General features: G+C 73.6%; 10 protein-coding genes. 1 reads left to right on the forward strand and 9 read right to left on the reverse strand.

Translation table 11 applies throughout. The features are described 5' to 3' along the window. Genes IF78_RS0106140 through IF78_RS0106170 form a run of 7 tightly spaced genes read right to left on the reverse strand, consistent with a single transcriptional unit; the run spans position 1 to position 18,145 of the window. Positions 1-3,270, reverse strand: coding sequence for a non-ribosomal peptide synthetase (locus tag IF78_RS0106140; RefSeq protein WP_051827511.1), 3,270 nt, complete (start codon positions 3,268-3,270; stop codon positions 1-3). Then, positions 3,260-7,108 (reverse strand): non-ribosomal peptide synthetase, encoded by a 3,849-nt coding sequence (locus IF78_RS0106145; RefSeq protein ID WP_031479622.1) that lies wholly within the window; start codon positions 7,106-7,108, stop codon positions 3,260-3,262. Before IF78_RS0106145 ends, IF78_RS0106140 begins: the two co-directional genes overlap by 11 nt. Next, entirely contained in the window at positions 7,108-11,841 is a 4,734-nt protein-coding gene (locus IF78_RS0106150; protein ID WP_158751274.1) for a non-ribosomal peptide synthetase, read from the reverse strand. Before IF78_RS0106150 ends, IF78_RS0106145 begins: the two co-directional genes overlap by 1 nt. Further along, complete coding sequence (locus tag IF78_RS0106155; RefSeq protein WP_031479627.1) at positions 11,838-12,905, reverse strand: MupA/Atu3671 family FMN-dependent luciferase-like monooxygenase; 1,068 nt, start codon at positions 12,903-12,905, stop codon at positions 11,838-11,840. Before IF78_RS0106155 ends, IF78_RS0106150 begins: the two co-directional genes overlap by 4 nt. Further along, a complete protein-coding gene (locus IF78_RS0106160; RefSeq protein ID WP_051827516.1) occupies positions 12,896-16,423 on the reverse strand; it encodes a non-ribosomal peptide synthetase in 3,528 nt (1,175 codons plus the stop codon). Before IF78_RS0106160 ends, IF78_RS0106155 begins: the two co-directional genes overlap by 10 nt. Positions 16,424-16,451: 28 nt before the next feature. After that, positions 16,452-16,658, reverse strand: a complete 207-nt coding sequence (locus IF78_RS0106165; protein ID WP_031479631.1) for an MbtH family protein — start codon at positions 16,656-16,658, stop codon at positions 16,452-16,454. A 2-nt stretch (positions 16,659-16,660) separates the two neighbouring features. After that, a complete protein-coding gene (locus IF78_RS0106170; protein ID WP_158751278.1) occupies positions 16,661-18,145 on the reverse strand; it encodes an MFS transporter in 1,485 nt (494 codons plus the stop codon). A gap of 191 nt (positions 18,146-18,336) precedes the next feature. Here IF78_RS0106170 and IF78_RS0106175 point away from each other — a divergent pair, with 191 nt between their 5' ends. Further along, positions 18,337-19,155, forward strand: a complete 819-nt coding sequence (locus tag IF78_RS0106175; RefSeq protein WP_031479635.1) for an SAM-dependent methyltransferase — start codon at positions 18,337-18,339, stop codon at positions 19,153-19,155. A 6-nt stretch (positions 19,156-19,161) separates the two neighbouring features. Here the strand turns inward: IF78_RS0106175 and IF78_RS0106180 are convergent, their stop codons facing one another. Together IF78_RS0106180 and IF78_RS0106185 are read right to left on the reverse strand one after the other, a co-directional pair. Then, complete coding sequence (locus IF78_RS0106180) at positions 19,162-20,082, reverse strand: helix-turn-helix domain-containing protein (RefSeq protein WP_031479637.1); 921 nt, start codon at positions 20,080-20,082, stop codon at positions 19,162-19,164. Positions 20,083-20,223: 141 nt separating this feature from the next. Then, positions 20,224-20,454 (reverse strand): DUF397 domain-containing protein, encoded by a 231-nt coding sequence (locus IF78_RS0106185; protein ID WP_037639776.1) that lies wholly within the window; start codon positions 20,452-20,454, stop codon positions 20,224-20,226. Positions 20,455-20,649 lie beyond the last annotated feature (195 nt).

Here is a 20,649-nt window from a genome sequence, read left to right on the forward strand (position 1 = left end):
TCATCGCGTCGTGCCTTTCCTGGAACGGAGCTTGTGCAGGGCCGCCCGGCGGTCTTCTCCGCGCCGGGCCGCCTCCTCGCGGGGTGCGGTCTGCTCGGCCGTACTGTCGAGATGGGCCGCCACAGCGGCGACCGTCGGGTGGCGGAACAGGTCGACCAGGGTGAGCTCCCGGTGTTCGGGGTGCTCCTGGAGCGCCGCCAGCACGGCCAGCAGACGTACCGAATTGCCGCCCAGATCGAAGAAGTTGTCGTGCGCGCCGACCCGGTCCAGGGTCAGCACCCGCTGCCAGACCTCGGCCACACGCCGCTCCGCCGCGCTCCTCGGAGCGGCATAAGACTCGCTCAACTGCGGCCGCGACGAAGGCGGTTCGGGCAGCCGGGACCGGTCGATCTTGCCGGAGCGGTTCAGGGGCAGCTCCGGCAGGCGCACGAAGATCTCCGGAACCATGTAGCCGGGGAGCCGCCCGGCCAGGTGGGCCCGCAGCGCCGCGTCCGGCACCTCGGCGGTGGCGACCAGGTACGCCACCAGCCGCTGCTCGGCGCCCGCCCCGCGCACCGCCGCCGCGGCGACCGTGACATCCGGATGACCCGCCAGCAGGGCCTCGATCTCGCCGAGCTCGATCCGGTAGCCGCGCAGCTTCACCTGGGAGTCGCCCCGGCCCAGGTAGTGCAGGACGCCGTGCGCGTCGACCCGGCACAGGTCGCCGGTGCGGTACATACGGCTGCCGGGCGGGCCGTACGGATCGGCGACGAAGCGCTCGGCGGTCATACCGGGCTGCCCGATGTAACCGCGGGCCAGGGTGGCGCCGGCGACGTAGAGTTCGCCGGTCACACCGACCGGGACCGGGCGCAGCCGGCGGTCCAGGACGTAGGCGCGGGAGCCGGGGACGGCGTGGCCGATCACCACGGGCTCGCCCGGCCGCAGATCCGCGGTGGTGGAGTACACCGTGGCCTCGCTGGGGCCGTACGCGTTGACGATCCGGCGGCCCTCCTCACCGAGCCGCTCGACCAGTTCCGCCGGACACGCCTCGCCGCCGACCGCGAGGGTGCGCAGCTCGGGCAGGGCGCCCGGCGTACGGGGCAGGGTCATCGCGGCGGACGGCGGCAGGAAGACGTAGGTGATGCGGGAGTCCCTGAGTCGTGCCTGGAGCGCCTCGCCGAGGCGCTCGTCCTCCCGCGCGATGTGCAGCTCCGCGCCCGCGACCCAGGGGAAGAACAGGTCGGACACGGCCACGTCGAAGCCGAACGACACGAACTGCAGGACGCGGTCCGTCTCGGTGACCGGGAAAACCGGGCGGACGTTCACCGCGAGGTTCAGCAGGGCGCGGTGCTCGACCGCCACGCCCTTGGGGACGCCGGTGGAGCCCGAGGTGTACAGGACGTAGGCGAGGTCGCCGGGGGCGCAGGGCACGGGGGCGGCCGGAGCGTCGAGGGGTGTGCCCTCGTCCACTCTGAGTTCCGGTACGTCCGTGCCGGTCAGGCCTGTTGTCTGCGCCGCCGTCAGCAGCAGTGACGTGCCGGAGTCGGTGACCATGTAGGCCAGGCGGGCGGTGGGGTGCGCCGGGTCCAGCGGTACGTATGCGGCGCCTGCGCGCAGGACCGCGAGGGCGGCGACGGCCATCTCGGGGCCGCGGGGGAGTAGTAGGCCGACTCGGTCTCCTCGGCGTACGCCGTGTGTCTGCAGGCGGGCCGCGAGGGTGTCGGCGCGGGTCAGTAGGTCGCGGTATGTGAGGCGTAGGTCGCCGCAGACGAGGGCGGGGGCCTCCGGCTGTTCGGCCGCGCGGTCTGCCACGAGGTCTGGGACCAGGCGCGCCTTAGGGGGTGCCGCGCTTTGTCGTCGGGCGGCTGCGGGTTCGTTGTGGCTGGTCGCGCAGTTCCCCGCGCCCCTTTGGGGCGCGTTGTTGCCCAGCGCGATCAGAAGTTCCCGCTCGTCCGCCGGGAGCATGTCGATGTTCGACACCGGCGTGTCCGGCCGGTCCAGCAACCCCTCCAACAGCGTCTCGAAACACCCCACCCACCGCCGTACCGTCTCCGCCTCGAACAACGCACTGCGGTAGATCAGATACGCGGCGAGATCCTCCCCCCACCGCTCCACCTGCAGATGAAAGTCGAACTTGGCCGTGTCCAGAGCCACATGGACCCGCTCGACCTCCGCGCCCGCCAGCCGCAGACTCAGCTCGGTGTCGTCGTCGTAGCCGAACACCACCTGTACGACCGGGTCGTGGCTGATCTCGCGGGTCGGGGCGACGGCGTTCACGACCGCCTCGAAGGGGGCGTCCTGGTAGGGCTGGGAGTCCAGGAGGGCGGTGCGCAGGCGGTCGATGAGGTCGTGGTACGACGGGTCGCCGGACAGGTCGACGCGCAGCGCCAGGGTGTTGGTCAGCATGCCGACCAGGTCCTGGAGCTCGGGGCGGTCCCGGCCGGAGACGGGGAAGCCGATCACCAGGTCGTCGGAGCCGGACAGGCGGCTCACGAACGCGGCGTACGCGGCGAACAACGCCATGAACGGCGTACCACCGCGCGACCGGGCCGTCTCGGCGATCCGGTCGCGGACGCCGGCCGGGAGTGTGAACCGTTCGGTGCCGCCCGCCGCCGTACGGATCGCCCCGCGCGGCCGGTCCAGCGGGAGCGCGACCGTCTCGGGGGCGCCGCGCAGCCGGTCGGCCCAGTGGGACACGGAGCGCGTGTACTCCCCGTTCGCCTGGCGTTCCCGCTGCCAGGCCGCGAAGTCACCGAACTGCAGGGGCAGCTCGGGAAGGGCGTGGGCGAGGCCCTTGGTCTCGTTCTCGTAGGCGGTGGACAGTTCACGCAGCAGCACGCCCAGTGACCAGCCGTCGCAGACCAGATGGTGGGCCACCAGCAGGACACGATGGCTGCCGTCGGCGAGGGCGTAGACCGTGCAGCGCAGGAGCGGGCCGGTCTCGGGGTCGAAGGGGCGGGCGGCTTCGGCGTGCATCCGGTCGGCCACGTCCGCCACGGGGACGGCCCGTTCGACCGTCAGCGCGGCGCGTGCCGAGGCCGCGACGATCTGGACGGCCGTACCGTCCCGCGCCGTCCGCACCGCCGTGCGCAGCGACTCGTGCCGCGCGATCAGGCTGTCCAGCGCGCGGCCGAACGCGGCCACGTCGAAGGGGCCGTGCACGGCGTAGGCGGCGGGCACGTTGTACTGGGCGGTGCCCGGGTTCATCCGGTCCAGGACCAGCAGCCGGCTCTGTGCGTCGGAGGCCGGGAACTCGTACTCCCCGGCCTCGGGGTCTGTTTCAGCGTCCAACGGTTCGTTCCCCCTGTATCGCGTTCTCCACGGCCGTTGCGATCTCGTCGACCTGCCCCGGCGTGAGCACATCGCTGTGCTCGCAGTCCAGTTCGTGCACGTCCACCCCGGCCGCGCAGGCCTGCCACGCCTCGCGCTTCTCCTCGGTCGTCGCCTCCGAGGCGCGGGTCGCCGCAAAGAGGGTCACCCGGCCGTCGTACGGCGAGGGCCGCCAGGCGCGGGCCATCTCGATGTACCGCTCCATGGCGCCGACCAGCGTGCCGAGCCGTCGTTCGTCGAGGTCGGCGAGGAGCGCGCTGTGCGCGTGGACGCGTGCGACGACCTCCGCCCGGTCCAGCGGGGCGGGCCCGGCCGGAACCCCGGGCAGCGCGTTGCGCAGCAGGTTGCCCAGCGCCACCTGCTCCACGACCGCCGGGTCCAACGGCACCCGCGCCACCTCGGCCGGCTTCGGCATCGAGTCCAGGACGGCGACCAGCGCGACCTCCTCGCCGGCCGCGCGCAGCCGTACCGCCAGTTCGTGTGCGAAGGGCCCGCCGAAGGAGCGGCCCAGCAGCAGATACGGTCCGTGCGGTCGCACCGCCCGGATGCGCGGCACGTAACTCTCGGCCAACGCCGAGAGGGATTGCGGGAGTTGCTCGCCCTGCAGTACCGGCGTCTGCAGCGCGTACACCGGCCGCCCGGGGGCGAGGTGCGGCAGCAGCGCCGCGTACCCCCAGCCGAGGCCCAGTCCCGGGTGCAGGCAGAACAGCGGGGGCAGGTCGCCCTCGCCGCGCAGGGTGAGCAGCGGGGCGTACGCGTCCTCGCCGTCGTCGGCCTTGTGCGCATGCCCTGCGCCGAGGCGTGCGGTGAGCGCTGCCGGTGTGGGCGCCTCGAACAGTGTGGCGGGCGACAGCCGGGTTCCGAGCTCCGCCTCGATCCGCGCGGTCAGGCGCAGGGCGAGCAGCGAGTGGCCGCCGTGTGCGAAGAAGTCGGCGTCGGGGTCCAGTGCGTCCACTCCGAGCACCTGCCCGAACAGCGCGCACAGCCGCTGCTCACGGCCCGGCCGGGCGATCCTGCCGTGGCCCCGATGCCGGTGCTCCGGCTCGGGTCCGGGCAGCGCGGCCCGGTCGACCTTGCCGTGCGCGGTCAGCGGTACGGCGTCCAGCCGCGCCCACGCCGACGGCACCAGATGCGCGGGCAGGGTGCGCGCCGCATGCTCCCGTACGAGGTCCAGGTCGCCGCCCACGACATACGCGACGAGCCTCCTGCCGCCGTCCGCTCCCCGGCGCGCGGCGACCACGGCCCGCTCCACGCCGGGGCAGCCGGCCAGGGCGGCCTCCACCTCGCCGGGCTCGATCCGGAAGCCGCGCACCTTGACCTGGTCGTCGGACCGGCCCGCGAACTCCAGGTCGCCGTCGGGGAGCAGGCGTACGAGATCGCCGGTGCGGTACATGCGCGTGCCGGGCGGCCCGTACGGGTCGGCGACGAAGCGCTCGGCGGTCCCGCCCGGACGGTTCAGATAGCCATGGGCGAGCCCGGCACCGGCGACGTACAACTCGCCCACCCCGGCCGGCACGGGGCGCAGCAGGTGGTCCAGGACATAGGCGCGGGTGTTGTCGAGGGGGCGTCCGATGGGCACGGAACCGCCGACCTCACCGGTCACCCGGTGGGCCGTGGCGAACACCGTCGTCTCGGTGGGCCCGTAACCGTTGACCACCCGGGTGCCGGGGCACCGCTCCCGCACTCGCCGGACCGCCCCCGCCGCCAGGACGTCCCCGCCCGCCCACACCTCGCGCACCCCGCCCAGCACCTCGGGCGCGATCTCCGCGACGGTGCGCAGGAGTTCGGCCGTCAGCCACACAGCGGTGACCCGCGCCTCGGGCAGCAGCCGCTTGAGCAGGTCGGGAGTGACGGGACCGGGCGGGGCGACGACGACCGTGCCGCCGTTCAGCAGGGGAACCCAGGTCTCGTAGGTGGCGGCGTCGAAGGTGTGCGGGCTGTGCAGGAGGACGCGGTCGTGGGCGCCGCCCGTGAAACGGGAGTCGGCGGCCAGTTCGACGACGGCCCGGTGGGGGGTGACGATGCCCTTGGGTTCGCCCGTCGAGCCGGAGGTGTACATGACGTAGGCGGCGGATTCCGGGTGCACGGTCACGGTCGGCGGTGCGGCGGAGTCCGCCCCGTGAGGGGCCAGCAGCCTTATACGGTCTGGAAGTCGTGCGCCCGTGGTCGCGACCGCCACCCGCACGCCCGCCGCCTCCACCAGCGCCGCCAGCCGCCCGGTCGGCGCCCCCGGATCCAGCGGCAGACAGCACGCGCCCGCCTTCAGCACCGCCAGCTGCGCCACGACCATGGCCACGGACCGGGCCAGCGGCAGCGCGACCGTGTCGCCGGGCCGCACGCCCGCCTCGCGCAGCCGCCCCGCCAGCCGGTCGGAGGCCGCGTCGAGACCGCCGTACGTCAGCACCTCACCGTCCGACTCGACGGCCGGCGCCTCGGGTGTACGGGCCGCCTGCTCGGCGAACCGCCCGGTGATGCTCATCGTCCCGGGCAGTGGCCGCACCGGGCCCTCGGCCAGGTCGAGCAGGTGCCGCCGCTCCTCCCGGGGGAGGATGTCGAGCCGGTCGGCCGGTATGCCGTGCGCGGACGTCAGCGCCTCGAAGGCCCGCTCCAGGCGGGCGGCGACCGTGGCCGCCGGGATGCCCCGGCGGCAGTTCACCCGCAGCAGCATCCGTTCCCCGGCGACGACGGCGACCGTCACCGGGTAGTGCGTCGCGTCCCGTGTCTCGACCAGCTCGACGTCCGGTGCGGACCCCTCCGGCCGTGGGAAGTTCTCGAACGCCAGGACCGTGTCGAAGAGTTCGCCCACTCCGGCCGCCCGCTGCACCTGCGACAGCCGCACGTGGTGATACGCCGCCAGCCGCAGCTGCTCGTCCTGGACGCGGGCCAGCAGCTCGTCGACGCCCTCACCGCAGCGCAGCCGGATCCGCACCGGCAGGGTGTTGATGAACAGCCCCACCATCCGCTCGACGCCGGGCAGATCGTGCGGCCGCCCGGAGACGACCGCGCCGAACACCAGGTCCTCGGCACCGGTCAGCCGGGCCAGCACCAGGGCCCAGGCGGTCTGCGCCACGGTGTTGACGGTGACGCCGGCCGCCGTGGCCCGCCGGGTGATCGCCGAGGTCAGTTCGCGGGTCAGCTCCAGGTCGACCGTGTCCTGCGGGCCGTCGGGCCCGACCGGGGACAGCGGTGCGGGGCGCGACAGCCCGTCCAGGGCCGCACGCCAGGCGGCCTCCGCCCGTGCCTGGTCCTGGCCGTTCAGCCAGACCAGGTACTGCTTGAAGGGCACGGCGGGCGGCAGCTCGGCGCCCCCTGCCGTCAGCGCCTGAAGATCCCGCGCGAGCAACGGCAGGGACCAGCCGTCCAGCAGGATGTGGTGGACGGTCAGCAGAAGGTCCCCACCCTCGTCGTGCCGGACCAGCGTGGCCCGCACCAGCGGAGGCCGGGCCAGGTCGAACCGGCGCTCGCGGTCCTCGGCCATGAGCCGGGCGAGCTCCGCCTCCGTCTCCTCCGGCGTGCGGCCGGTGTGGTCGGTCTCCGTCCACGGCACCCTCACCGCGCGCGGAATCACCTGCACCGGCCGCTCGACGTGCTCGTGCCGAAAGCAGGCCCGCAGATTCGGGTGCCGCTCCAGCAGCGCGGTCACCCCGGCCCGCAACGCCTGAGCCGTGATGCCGGGCGCGATCCGGAACCGGGCCTGCACCAGATACGGGTCGGGGCGCTCCGGATCGTGCAGGGCGTGGAAGAGCAGGCCCTCCTGGGCGGGGGAGAGCGGCAGTACGTCCGCGATGCGGCCGCCCATCAGTCGTCCCCCTCGTCGTCCGGGTCGTCGAACGCCAAGTCGCCCTCCAGCAGGGCCAACTGGTCCGACGACAGGTCCACCAGCGGGAAGTCGGAGCCGGTGTGGCCGCCCGTGCCGTCCCGGCGGGCGTGCTCGACCAGCACCTCGATCGCCTCGCACCACAGGCGGGCCAGCTCCAGCACCTCCTGCTCGTCGAGCACCCCGCGCCCGTACGAGAACCCGGCGCTCAGGCACAGCCGCCCGCCGTCCCGCTCGACGACCAGCGCGTCCACCTCCACCGCGTGCCCGAGCGGCAGCGCCTCGGCGGACATGCCGAGCAGCTCGCCGTCGGCCGTGTCGCCGCCGGAGAACCGGCCCAGGTAGTTGAAGCGCAGGTCGGGGACGGGCAGCGCGGCCAGTTTCGGCGCGGTGTCCGGGTTGAGGTGGCGCAGCAGACCCCAGCCGAGGCCGCCCGACGGGACCGCCCGCAGCTGCTCCTTGACCTGCTTGAGCGCCTCACCGGCCGCGTCCCGCGCCGGCTCCCAGAAGCCGGGGCCGAGCGCGGCGCCCGCGTCCAGCCGCACCGGGTACTGGGTGGTGAACCAGCCGACGGTGCGCGAGACGTCGGCGGGCCGCGAGAGCGTCTCGCGGCCGTGCCCCTCCAGGTGGACCAGCAGACCCGTGCCCGCACCGCGCTGCCGTACCGCCGCCGCGGCCAGCGCCGTCAGCAGCACGGCGTCCGCACCGCAGTGGAAGGCCGCGGTCACCTCGGACAGGGCCGCCTCGGTGACCTCGGGCGTCAGCTCGACGGTCAGCACGGAACGGCGCGCCCCGGCACCCCGGCCGCCCGCGATCCGCGCGTCCGGGCCGCTCAGCGTCCGCTCCCACCAGGCCGACTCCGTGTCGGCCAACTCGGGCCGCGCCGCCTCCCGCGCCAGCAGCCGAGCCCAGCGCGCGAAGGACGTGCCCGGGCTCTCCGGCAGCCGCTCACCGGCCAACCCGGCCGCCAGCTCCGGCCCCAGCAGCCGCCAGGACACCCCGTCCACGGCCAGATGGTGCACGGTCAGCAACAGCAGCCCCGGCCGCCCGGACTCGGGGTCGAGCCAGGAGGCCCGCAGCATCTCCCCCTTCTCCGGGTCGAGCCGCACGGACGCCGCCAGCTCCTCGGCGAGTTCCCGGGGATCGGCACCGCGCGGCACACCGATGCGATCGACACCCACGCCGGCGACGTCGTCCTCGGGAACCCCCTCGGGAACCTCCAGTTCCCCGTCCACCAGGCGCATCCGCAGCGCACCGTGCCGCTCCACCAGCCCGCGCACCGCCGCCTCGACGCCCTCGAGGCCCACGTCCTGCGGCACCGGGAACACCATCGACTGGGTGAACGCCGTAGCGTCCCCGGCCTGTTCGAGCCACCAGCGCATCACCGGGGTGAGCGGGAAACGCCCCGTGCCGGAGTCCGTACCCTCGTCCTCCCCGAGGTCCGCCGCCTCCCGCGCCGTCAGGGCGAGCGCGGCGGGCGTGCGGGTCGTGAAGACGTCACGGGGCGTGATGCGGAGCCCCGCCCCCGAAGCCCGCCCCGCGAGCTGGATCGCCATGATGCTGTCGCCGCCCAGCCGGAAGAAGTCGTCGTCGGCACAGACCCGTTCGACGCCCAGCACCGCCTCGAACAGCGCGCACAGGGTGACTTCGCGGCCCCCCTCCGGCGCCCGGCCTGAGCCGCTCGGCCGGTCGCCCGGCGCGGGCAGCGCCGCCCGGTCCAGCTTGCCGTTCGGCGCCAACGGCAGCCCGTCCAGCACCACCACGTCGGCCGGCACCATGGCGGCGGGCAGCCTCACGGCGGCGTACGCCAGCAGCGCGTCCGGCGCGGGCTCGGACCCCGGACCGCCGCCGACGACGTACGCGACGAGCCGCGGCCTGCCCGGCCGGTCCTCCCGTACGACCGCCACCGCCTGCTCCACCGAGGGATGCCCGGTGAGGACGGCCGCGATCTCGCCCGGCTCGATCCGGTGACCCCGGATCTTCACCTGGTCGTCGGAACGGCCCAGGTACTCCAGCTGCCCGTCGGCCCGGCGGCGGGCCAGGTCCCCGGTGCGGTACATGCGCTCGCCGGGCGGCCCGTACGGGTCGGCGACAAACCGCTCGGCGGTCTGCCCCGCCCGACCCAGATAGCCGTACGCCACTCCCGGCCCCGCCAGATACAACTCACCGCACACCCCGGGCGGCAGCGGCCGCAGCCGCTCGTCGAGGACGTACGCGCGCGTGCCCGGGAGCGGGGCGCCGATGGGCGGGGCCGTGCCGTCACCGGTCAGCGGGCCGGAGACGGTGGCGCCGACGGTGTACTCGGTGGGCCCGTACGCGTTGTGGAACCGCCGCCCACCGACGGCCCAGCAGGCCACCAGATCCGGCGGGCACGCCTCCGCACCGACGGCCAGCGACCGCAGCGCCGGGTACTCGCCGGCGGGCACGGTCGCAAGTACGGAGGGCGGCACGAGGGCGCAGGTGATCCGCCGTTCGGTCAGCACGTCGGCGAGCTCCTGCCCGGCGAGCGGCCCCTCCGGCGGTATGACCAGCGTCCCGCCCGAGCCGAATGCCATGCACAGCTCGCCCAGGGAGATGTCGAAGGCGGGCGAGCCGAGCTGCAGGACTCTGTCGTCCGGGGTCAGCGCCATGGCGTCCACGAGGCCCTGCGCGAGGGCGGCCAGCCCGGTGTGCGGGACGACGACGCCCTTGGGGCGGCCGGTGGAGCCGGAGGTGTGTATGACGTACGCGGGGGTGAGCGCCCCACAGGGGCGCGGGGCTGTCATCGATTTGCGGCCACCGCCGCGTGGGCGCGACCAGCCACGACGATGCGGCAGACGATCGACGGCATTTAGTGGCACTTCCGGCGAGTCGCTCAGCACCAACATCGGCACGTCTGTCTCGAGCGGCACCCCCCGCTCACTCACGACCAGCAGCACCGGCGCCACATCCTCAAGCGCAAGCCGAACCCGCTCGGCCGGATAGTCCGGGTCCACCGGCAGGTACGCGGCACCGGTCCGCTGCACCGCCAGCAGCGCAGGCGTCATCGCGGGCGTGCGGCCCAGCGCGAGGGCAACCACCTCGCCGGGCCCCGCGCCGTGCTCGGCGAACACCGCGGCCAACTGGTCAACCCAGCGGGCCAGTTCGGCGTAGGTCAGCGTCAGCGCCACGCCCTCCAGCGCGACCGCGTCAGGGGTGCGGGCCGCCTGCCGGGCGACCAGGTCGGGCAGGGTCAGCGGCTCGGGGGCGGGCCCCCCGGAACTGAGTTCCGCCACCCGGCGCCGGTCGGCCTCCGGCACCAGCCCGACCTCGGCGAGCGGCACCTCAGGATCGTCGGTGAAGCGCCGCAGCAGCTCCAGATACGCCTCCGTCCAGTGCCACACGGCATCCGCATCGAAGAGGGCCGTACGGATCTCGAAGCTGCCGTCCATCGTGCCGTCGTCGGCGTCCCGGACGATGCCGACCAGGTCGTGCTCGCCGCCGGTGTGGATCCGTTCGGGCTCGCTGAACTCCCGCAGCGCGGCCACGCTGCGCTGCTGGGTGAGGTGCATGAACACCCACTGGAACAGCGGGGAGCGCCCGGCACTGCGGTCGGGCGCGACCGCGGAGACGATCCGGCCGACCGGCACGTCCGCGTTGGCCATCAGCTCGGGGAAGTCCGCGGCGAACCTGGCCAGCACGTCGGCGAAGGAGTCCCCGGGCCGGATCCGCCAGCGGGTCGGGATGGCGTTCATGACGTACCCGATGACCCGCTCCAGGCCCTTGGCGGTCCGGTTGGCGGTCGGCGTGCCGAGCACCATGTCGTCGGCGCCGGTGAGGCGGTGGGCCAGGACCGCGAAGGCCGCCATCAGGACGACGTAGACGGAGGCGCCGCGCTCCCGGGCAAGCGCCCGTACGGCCCGGGCGGTGGCGGCGTCGACGCGGAACGGGATCTGGGCGATCTCCTCGGACGACCCCGAGCCGGCCCCGGGCACGGTGAGCGGCCCAGGCAGCTCGGCGAGGTAGCGACGCCAGAACGCCAGCCGCGCCTCGAAGACGCCGGCCTCCTCCAACTCGCCTTGCCAGGAGGCGAAATCGGCGTACTGGATACGGGGCCGGGTCAGGGTAGTCGCCGCCGTGGCCGAGCGCAGCGCCCGGTGGGCCTCGGCGAACTCGGCCTGGAGCACGTCGAAGGACCACCAGTCGGCGATGACGTGGTGCAGGCTCAGCATCAGCGTGGTCCGCCGGTCGTCCACCGTGACGAACCTGGCCCGCATCAGTGGGGCGCCCGCCAGGTCGAAGGGGCGGCGCCGGAAGGTCTCGAAGGCCTCGGCGATGGTGGTGCCGGTGCCGCGCAGGTCCTCCCGCTCCAGGCGGAAACGCTCCTCGGGCGGGAAGCCGACCCGCAGCGCGCCCGGCTCCCCGTCGATGCGGGCCCGCAGGACGTCATGGTGCGCGCGGACCAGGGTCAGCGCCGTCTCCAGCCGGTCCGGGTCGACCGGCTCCACCGTCTCGTCGAAGTGGTAGGCACAGCACAGGTTCAGGGCCGGGGTGCCGGGATACAGCGACTCGTACACCCACAGGTCCTCCTGCGCCGGACTGAGCCGCACCGGCCCGTCCCCGTCGCGCGGCGGTACGACCGCCGGGATCAGCCCCACCTGCCCGGACTCCACCAGCCGCCGCATCAGCCGCACCCGCTGCTCACCGCTGAGTGCGCTGAAACGGTCCGCCATCGACGCACCCGAAGAGGCGGTCACGCCACGTCCTCCCGAAGCTCGGCCAGCCGGTGCAGACCGGCCAGCACCTCCTCGCGGCCGAGTCCGAAGTCAACGAAGCAGGCGACCTCGTCGCAGCCCAGCTCGCGCAGGTCGGCCAGCATCTTCCGGCAGGTCCCGGCGGAGCCGAGCAGGCTGCCCCAGGTCAGATAGCGGTGGAAGGCGAACTCGGCGAGCAGCGCCGTCTGTTCCTCGGTGAGCTCCGCAGTGGCCTTGTCGGCCGTGCGGTTGGCCGTGGTCTGCCGGACGTACGACTGGAGGTACCGCTTCAGCGGTCCGGCGGTCAGCCGCCGCGCCTCCTCGTCGTCCGCGCCGACGTAGGTGTGCGCCATCAGCGTCACCCGGCCGTGCGCGTCGGTCCCGCCCTGCTCGGGCGCCGCGGCGCAGGCGGCCCGGTAGCGGCCGATCTTCTCGGCCAGCTCCTCCCGGCTCTGCCCGACGGTCGCCCCGAGGACCCCGGTGCGCAGGCTTCCGGCCGCCTCCCAGGTCGCCGGGTTGCCGGAGGTGGTGAGCCACAGGGGCAGGGCGTCCTGCACGGGCCGGGGCTGCGGCAGGACGGAGACCGAGGCGCCGGTGCCGTCGGTGAACTCGGCGGGCTCACCCGCCCACAGGCGGCGCAGCAACGGGATGTCCCGCAGGGTCCGCTCGCGGCGGTCCGCGTAGTTGCCGGGCGCGAGGACGAAGTCCGCGGAGTGCCAGCCGGTCGCGGCCGACAGCCCGATCCGGCCGTGCGAGAGGTTGTCGACGACCGCCCAGTCCTCCGCGATCCGCAGCGGATGGTGCAGCGGCAGGATCACGCTGCCCGCCCGGATGTTGATCCGCTCGGTGGCCACCGCCAGTGCCGCGCTGAGCACCGGCGGGCTCGGGAACACCTGCCCCACCTGCTGGAAGTGCCGCTCGGGCGTCCAGATCGCGTGGAAGCCGAGCCGGTCCGCGGTGCGGGCGACGGCGAGGATGTCGTCGTAGGCCTCGCTGTGCCGCGGCGCGCCGGTGTCGCGGTCGCCGGCGGGGGTGTCGGCGCCGAAGAACATCACGCTCAGGTCCATGGCACCTCCTTCTCACTCGTGTCGGTACGGCCGTCGCGGCCGGGCTGCCGGGGAACGCGCGGTCGGCGCGGAATGGGCGCCGGTGCCGCGTGCGCCCCGGCCGGTGCCCGCGCCAGCTCGGCGGCGAGGGCGGCGACGGTGGGCGAGGTGAACAACTGGGCGGCCGTCACCGTGCGCCCACCGCCGGTGAGGCGGGCGGCGACCCGTACCGCGCGCAGGGAGTTGCCGCCGAGCCGGAAGAAGTCGTCGTCGGGGCCGATGTGCCGCACGCCCAGGACGTCCGACCAGACGGCGGCGATCTCCCGGTACAGGGCGGAGTCCGCCGGGGCGCCGGCGGCGCGCTCGGGGGCGAGGACCGCGTCCCGGGTCGCGTCCGCGCGCCGGGGAGGCTCGGGCAGCGGGAGCCGGGACAACGGTACGTCCGGCTCGGCGGCCGCCGCGCGCAGTCCCGTGACGACCGCGTCCGCCAGCCACTCGACGAACTCCGGCTCCAGACACGACGTCCGGTACTCGAAGACCAGCGTCATCCCGTCCGGCGCGCCCGACGGCCCGTGCTCGTCCGTGACGTCGACCAGCAGCTCGAACCGCGCCGTACCGGTACGCAGCGGCTCCACGCCGGACTCGGCGCCGGGCAGCTCCACCTCGGCCCGCGCGTTGTTCTGCAACGCCAGCACCACCTCGGTGAACGGCTGCCGCCCGGGCGGCCGGACGGGACCGAGCGCGTCCACGACCTCCTCGAACGGCACGTCCTGGTGGGCGAAGGCGTCCAGTGCCGCCTCCCGGGTACGGGCGAGCAGCTGCCGGGCGGTCGGGTCGCCGGAGGCGTCGGTGCGCAGCACCAGCATGTTGACGAAGAACCCGACGACGTCCTCGACCGCGCCGTCGCCCCCACGCCCGGCGATGGGCGAGCCGACCGCGAGATCCTCGCCCGCCCCGGCCCGCACCAGCGCGGAGGCGAGCGCGGCGTGCAGTGCCATGAACAGCGTCGCCCCCTGCGCCCGCGCCGCCTCGACGATCCGCGTGTGCGCGTCCGCGTCCAGCCGCCGCACGACGGTGGCGGCCTCCCGCCCCGGCACCGTGGGCCGTCCGGGACGGCGGGGGAGCAGCGGGCCGCCGGTCGGAAGGTCCGCCAACGCCTTGCGCCAGTAGGAGAGTTGGGCTGCCGCGAGGGAGCCGGGATCGTCCGACGAGCCGAGCCGCTCCTGCTGGCGGCGGGCGAAGTCGGCGTACGGCACGGGCAGCGGGGCGAGCTCCGGGACGGAACCGGCGGTCCGGGCGGCGTAGGCACGCGACAGGTCCCGGAACAGCGGGGGCAGGGACCAGCCGTCACCCGCGATGTGGTGCAGGACGAGCAGCAGAGCGTGCTCACCCGGCCGGTCCCGGACGGTGAACAGGACGGCGTGCAGGGGGAGTTCTTCTGTGAGATCGAAGTGGTGCCGGGCGGCCGCGGAGACGGCTTGCGTCAACTCGTCGCCCGCGACCTCCATCCGCCTCAGCCGAGGCAGCGCTTCGGCACCGTCCAGCACCCGCTGCCCCGGCTCGCCGTCCCTCTCCACGAACACGGTGCGCAACGCCGTCTGCCGGGCGGCCACGTCCCCGAGCGCCGCCCGCAGGGCCTCCGGGTCGATCTCGCCGCGCAACCGCACCAGCACGGGCAGCGTGTAGGCGGTGCCCGCGTCGACCCGGTCCAGGAACCACAGGCGGCGCTGGGCGTACGACAGGGGCAGCACGTCCCCGTCCCGTGCAGGGGCGGCCACGGCGGCCCTTTCCTCCTGCTCGGCCTTCTCCACATGCGGCACCAGCGCCCCCGGCGTCCGGCACTCGAACAGCGCCCGTACGCCGACCCGCGCGCCCAGCGTCAACTGGATCCGGCCCAGCAGCCGCGCCACCATCAGCGAGTTGCCGCCCAGGTCGAAGAAGTCGTCGTCGGGGCCGACGGACGCCACCCCGAGCACCTCGGAGAACAGCCCGCACAGCGCCTCCTCGACCGCGCCGGACGGCTGCCGTGCGGTCGCCGAGGCGAGCGAGCCGGTGAGCGGGCCCGGCTCCGGCAGGGCGGCGCGATCCAGCTTGCCGTTGGGGGTGAGGGGCAGGGCGTCCAGGAGCACGAAGGCGGCCGGGACCAGGTAGTCGGCCAGCACGCGAGCGGCGTGCTCGCGCAACTCTCCCTCGGAAAGGGCCGGTTGACGCCCCTCGCTCGGGACCACGTACGCGATCAGCCGCTTGTCACCCGAGGCGTCGGGACGCGCGACGACGGCGGCCCGGACGACGCCCGGATGGCCCCCCAGGACCGTCTCCACCTCGCCCGGCTCCACCCGGAACCCGCGGATCTTCACCTGGGCGTCGGCCCGCCCCAGATACTCCAGCACCCCGTCCGCCCGGCGCCGCACCAGGTCCCCGGTGCGGTACATCAGCTCCCCGGCGCGCCCGTACGGGTCGGCCACGAACCGCTCGGCGGTCAGCCCGGGACGGCCGCAGTACCCGAGGGCGACGCCCGCCCCGGCGGCGTACAGCTCACCGGTCTCGCCGTCCGCGACGGGCCGTAAACGCTCGTCGAGCACCCGGAGCCGTTTCCCGGCCAGCGGGCGGCCGATCGGTACCGGCCTGCCGTCCCGCACCTCCTCGACGGTGACCGGATGGACGGTCAGGAAGACCATGCCCTCGACCGGGCCGTAGCCGTTGCTCAGCCGCAGCCCGGGGTGGCGTTCCAGGGCGCGGGCCGCGTGCGCGGGCGACAACGGCTCGCCGCCGACGATGAGTTCGCGTACACCGGCCAGCGCCCGCGGACACTCGTCGACGATCACATGGAACAGGGAGGCGGAGAGGTAGACGGACGTGACGGCGTGCCTGTCCACCAGGCCGGCCATCACCACCGGGTCGGGGCGCTGCCCAGGGTGCAGCACGCACAGGCCGCCGCCGAGCAGCGGGCCCCACAGCTCCATCGCGAACGCGTCCCAGGACACGGGCGAGCACTGCAGCCACACCGCGCCGGTCCCGAAGGAGGCGAAGTCCTGCCCGGTGAGGGTGCCGGTGATCGCGGCGTGCGGGGCGACGATGCCCTTCGGGCGGCCGGTGGAGCCGGAGGTGAACATCACGCAGGCCGGGCCCTGCGGCCGTACGCGCACAGTGCCGGGCTCGAGGGGCTCGGCCCCCTCGGCGTCCTCCATCGCCGCCAACTCGGCCGCGGCAACGGGCTGCCGCGTTCCGCGCCGGGACACCACCACGGCCACCCCCGCGTCGGCCGCCATCCCCCGCAGCCGCTCCGCCGGAAAGTCCGGGTCGAGCATCACGTAACCGGCACCGGCCTTGAGGATGCCGAGCAGCGCCACCACCATCTCGGCGGACCGCTCCAGATACACGCCCACCAGGGCGCCCGGCCGCACGCCGCGTCGCCGCAGCAGCCCCGCCAACCGGTCGCCACGCGCGTCGAGTTCGCCGTAGCTCAGCCGCTCCTCGCCGTACACCAGCGCGGTCGCCGCCGGTGTCCGCCGAGCCTGTTCCGCGAAGAGTTCATGCACTGCGTGCAAGGCCCCCGTTGCCCCCTTCTCAGGCATCTGCGGCCGTGGGTGCGGGACATATGTCCGTCCAGCGCTCCTCGACGTGGGCGAGGCACTCCGCTCGGCTGCTCGCGGTCAGCGCCACGTCCCACCCGTCCGGCACGGCGATCCCTTCGGGCCACAGCGAGAACTGGCCCTGCGCGTTGGTGAGTACGAGGTAGGTGCCGTTCTCGTCCTCGAAGGGATTGGTGGTCATGGTCAGCCCTCCACGAGCTCTTTGTTCCCGGGGTTGTCAGGGGTGTCGGGGTCGTCGGGGTTCTCCGGGCCCTCGGGATCGCCGGAGCGCCCGGAGTCGCCGGGGGAGTCGTCAGGGGTTTCGTCGGCGACGTCCGGCAGCAGCGTGTCGATCTCCCGTACCGTGCGCCGGGTCATGCTCAGCACCCCGACCGCGATACCGCACAGGCCCGCGAGGAGCAGCATGGCGGCCATGCCGCTGCCCGGCCCGTCGCCGACCAGCGGACCCAGCACGACGAAGATCCCGGTGCCCTCCGCGGCCCGCGGTTCGAAGACATGGTCGGCGAGCGGCCCGGAGACCGCGGTCGCCAGCGGGACGGAGATCTGCGACAGGAACATCACGGCGCCGAAGACCCGCCCGTGCCACTCCCGCGGAACCTTGGTCTGCACGATCGCCTGCATCACGCCGTTGATCATCGGCATCAGCGCCGCGCCCACCAGGATCGCCGCGCACCAGCCGACCACGCCGCCCGCCAGCGCCATGGCCACCTGGGCCGACAGACACATGCCGATGATCCCGAGCAGCATGCCCCGGGCCCGGTTCCGCGGCCCGCTCCAGGCCGCCATCAGCAGCCCGCCCGCGACCCCGCCGACCCCGATCGCGGTGTTGACGCTCGCCAGCGCCGCGGTCTCACCGCCGGACCGCGCCAGCACCATGGGCTGTACGGCGGCGAAGCCGAAGACCATGACCAGGTTGACGACGCAGAACGCCAGCATCAGATCGCGCAGGCTCGGATACCGGAAGAGGAAACGCATCCCCTCGGCGGCCTCGGCGACGAGCTTCTTACGGGGCCCACTCGCCGGCTTCGTCCCCGACCCCGTGTCCCCGCGCAGCCGTACGACCCGTATCGCGGCCAGCGCGAGGGCGAAGCTCACCAGGTCGGCGACGATGATGACACCGAGCCCGGAGAACGCCACCAGGAGACCGCCCAGCGCGGGCCCGCCGACGTCCGCCGTGCTCTTGGCGCTCGCCAACAGGCTGTTGGCCCGCTGGAGCTGCGCCTTGTCGACCAGCAGCGGCACGGCGGCGCCCAGCGCCGGGAACTGGAAGGCGGCCGCACAGCCGAGGAGCACGACGGCCGCGTACACCTCCCAGGTGTGCAGCCCGCCGGTGAGGTGCAGAACGCCCAGCAGCGCCACGACCAGCAGTCCGCCGCCGTCCGCGAACTGCAGCGCGGTACGCCGGTCGAGCCGGTCGACGAGGGCTCCGGCGAGCGGGCTCAGCAGCACCTGGGGGAGCAGCGCGCACAGCGACAGCGTGGTCAGCGCCGTGGCCCGGCCGGTGGCCGACCAGGTCTCGTAGACGAAGGCGAACCGCAGGACGGAGTTGCCGACCAGGGACACCGCCTGCCCGCTCCAGACGAGCATGAAGGGCCCCATGCCGGTTAACCGGCCGGGCTTTCCCCCGTCCCGCGCGGTGTCGTCGTGCGAGCGCGCCGAATCGGCCACGTGCGTACCCCCGTCGAATGTGGCTTCCGGTCAGGAACCCTAGTTCGAACTGGCGCGCCGCACAGCCTTGATCACGAAAGGCGTCCGAGTTGCCCGTGGTTGACGGATGGACTGGCCCCAGCAACTGCCGCTTCCCTAGGATGGGTTGTCGGTGAGGTGATCTCCTCGGCCGGCCTGCCCCTGGGGGAACGATGGAGCCTGGAAAGCAGCTGTCCACGTCGATCGACGCCACGGTTCCGACCGCAGCGCGCATGTACGACTACTACCTCGGCGGCAAGGACAACTACGCCTCCGACCGCGCCGCCTGCGAACAACTGGACAAGGTCGTCCCCAGCACCCGCGCCCTCGCGCTGAACAACCGGCGCTTCCTGCAGCGGGTGGTCCGGACGCTCGCCGAGGACTACGGCATCCGGCAGTTCCTGGACCACGGCTCCGGCCTGCCCACCCAGAACAACGTCCACCAGGTCGCCCAGTCCGTCGACCCGTCCTCGCGGGTGGTGTACGTCGACAACGACCCGATGGTCCTGGTCCACGGCCGCGCCCTGCTGGAGCAGAACGAGAACACCGCCGTCATCCACGCCGACATGCGCGACACCGACGGCATCTTCTCCCACGCCGACACCGAGCGCCTGATCGACTTCTCGCAGCCGGTGGCCGTGCTGTTCAACTCGGTGTTCCACTGCATCCCCGACAGTGAGACCGACGGCCCGCTCGCGGTGGCCCGCCGGGTGCGCGAACGGCTCGTGCCCGGCAGCTACATGGTGATGTGCCAGCTGGTCAGCGAGGATCCCGAGGTCCGTAAGTTCGTCACCGACTTCATGGACCAGGCCACGCAGGGACACTGGGGCCGGGTGCGCGAGGAGAAGGACGTCGCGGAGTACTTCGAGGGACTGGAGATCCTCGAGCCGGGCCTCGTGGAGGTGTCCACCTGGCGCCCCGACACCGAGGTGGCACCGCGCCAGCTCACCCAGGAGTGGATCGAGTTCGGCGGCGTGGGCCGGCTGCCGTAGGAGGGCTCAGGTCGCCGGGAAGTACCGGGCCTTCGTCTCGCGCAGCCGCTGAAGCGACTCGCGCGGATTGAGGGCCTCGTTACCCAGCCGGTCCAGGGCGATCCGGTACTCCTCCGTCTCGTCCTGGTCCTCCAGGAAGGCGGCGCTCTTGATGTGCTCCAGATAGACGATGTCGGGCAGGTCGACGCCGCCGAAGCGCAGATAGGTGACCGGGATCGCGGGCGCGGACGCGTTGGTCACGTCCAGCGGGACGATCTGCACGGTCACATGGGGGAGCCGGGCCATCTCCTCCAGGTATTCGAGCTGCTCGCGCATCACCTCACGGCTGCCCAGCACCCGCAGCAGCACCGACTCGTCGACGATCGCCCACAGCCGGGGCGCGTCGGGGCGGTTCAGCAGCTCCCGCCGGCGCATCCGCAGCTCCACCCGCCGCTGCACCTCACGGGCCGGCGCCGAGGGCAGCCCGCGCTCCACCACGGCCCGGGTGTAGGCCTCGGTCTGCAACAGGCCGGGGACGTACTGGAGTTCAAAGGTACGGATGGCCGTCGCGGCCTCCTGCAGCCCGACCAGCCGGTCGAACCACTCCGGCATCAGCCGCTTGTCATAGCGCTGCCACCACCCCGGCTCCCCGGCCCGGCGCAGCAACTGCAGCAGCACCGAGGCCTCGTACTCGTCGGCCCGGTACTGCTTCAGCAGCTCGCGGACATCGGCCTCGGTGGGCGGCCGGCGGCCCTTGCCCGCCTCGATGCGCGACAGCTTCGCCGGGCTGAATCCGGCCGCGCGCGCCGCCTGGTCCTGGGACAGACCGACGTCCTCGCGAATACCCGCCAGCTGGACGCCGACCAGCATCTTCAGCAGCGTCGGCGCGGGCTCGGTGCGGGACAGATACGGTTCGAGGCGGGAGATGCGAGGTGACTCGGCGGACATCCTGACTCCCCGTGGACCGGCATACGACAGACCTCATTATCGCATCCCGCCGCCTCGTGCCGCCGGAGCCGCGGGAACTGGATGAGTCAACTTCCGTTTCCCCGCGGCTTCCTGACTCCGTGCAAGGTCGCGGAGGCCAGGTCACACCAGGTGGTCGAACTCGCCCTCCTTCGCCCCCGCCAGGAAGGCGGCGATCTCGGCGGGCGTGTAGACCAGCGCGGGTCCGTCGGGATGGCGGGAGTTGCGCATCGCGATGCTGCCGTCGCCCAGGGAGGCCACCTCGACGCAGTTGCCCTCGGCATTGCTGTGCCGGCTCTTGATCCAGCGGACGCCCAACGAGCTTGCCCGTACGCCGTTCGGTGCTGTTGGCACTGCACTCTCCTTGCTCACGTTCCGCCACGCGTACGCCCACAGCCCCCGCGGGCCCGGACCGCACCACGTGCTCTGCGTCGACACCGCGCGCAATTTCCCGTGAAATTGCACGGAGGCGCCGTCGGCGTGGATAATAGCTGTGGCGTCAACTGCTGCGCAGCCGCCTCGTCCTGACCGTGTATCAGGGAGACGTTG

The sequence above is a fragment of the Streptomyces bicolor genome (assembly GCF_000719285.1).
GTDB classification, from domain to species: domain Bacteria; phylum Actinomycetota; class Actinomycetes; order Streptomycetales; family Streptomycetaceae; genus Streptomyces; species Streptomyces bicolor.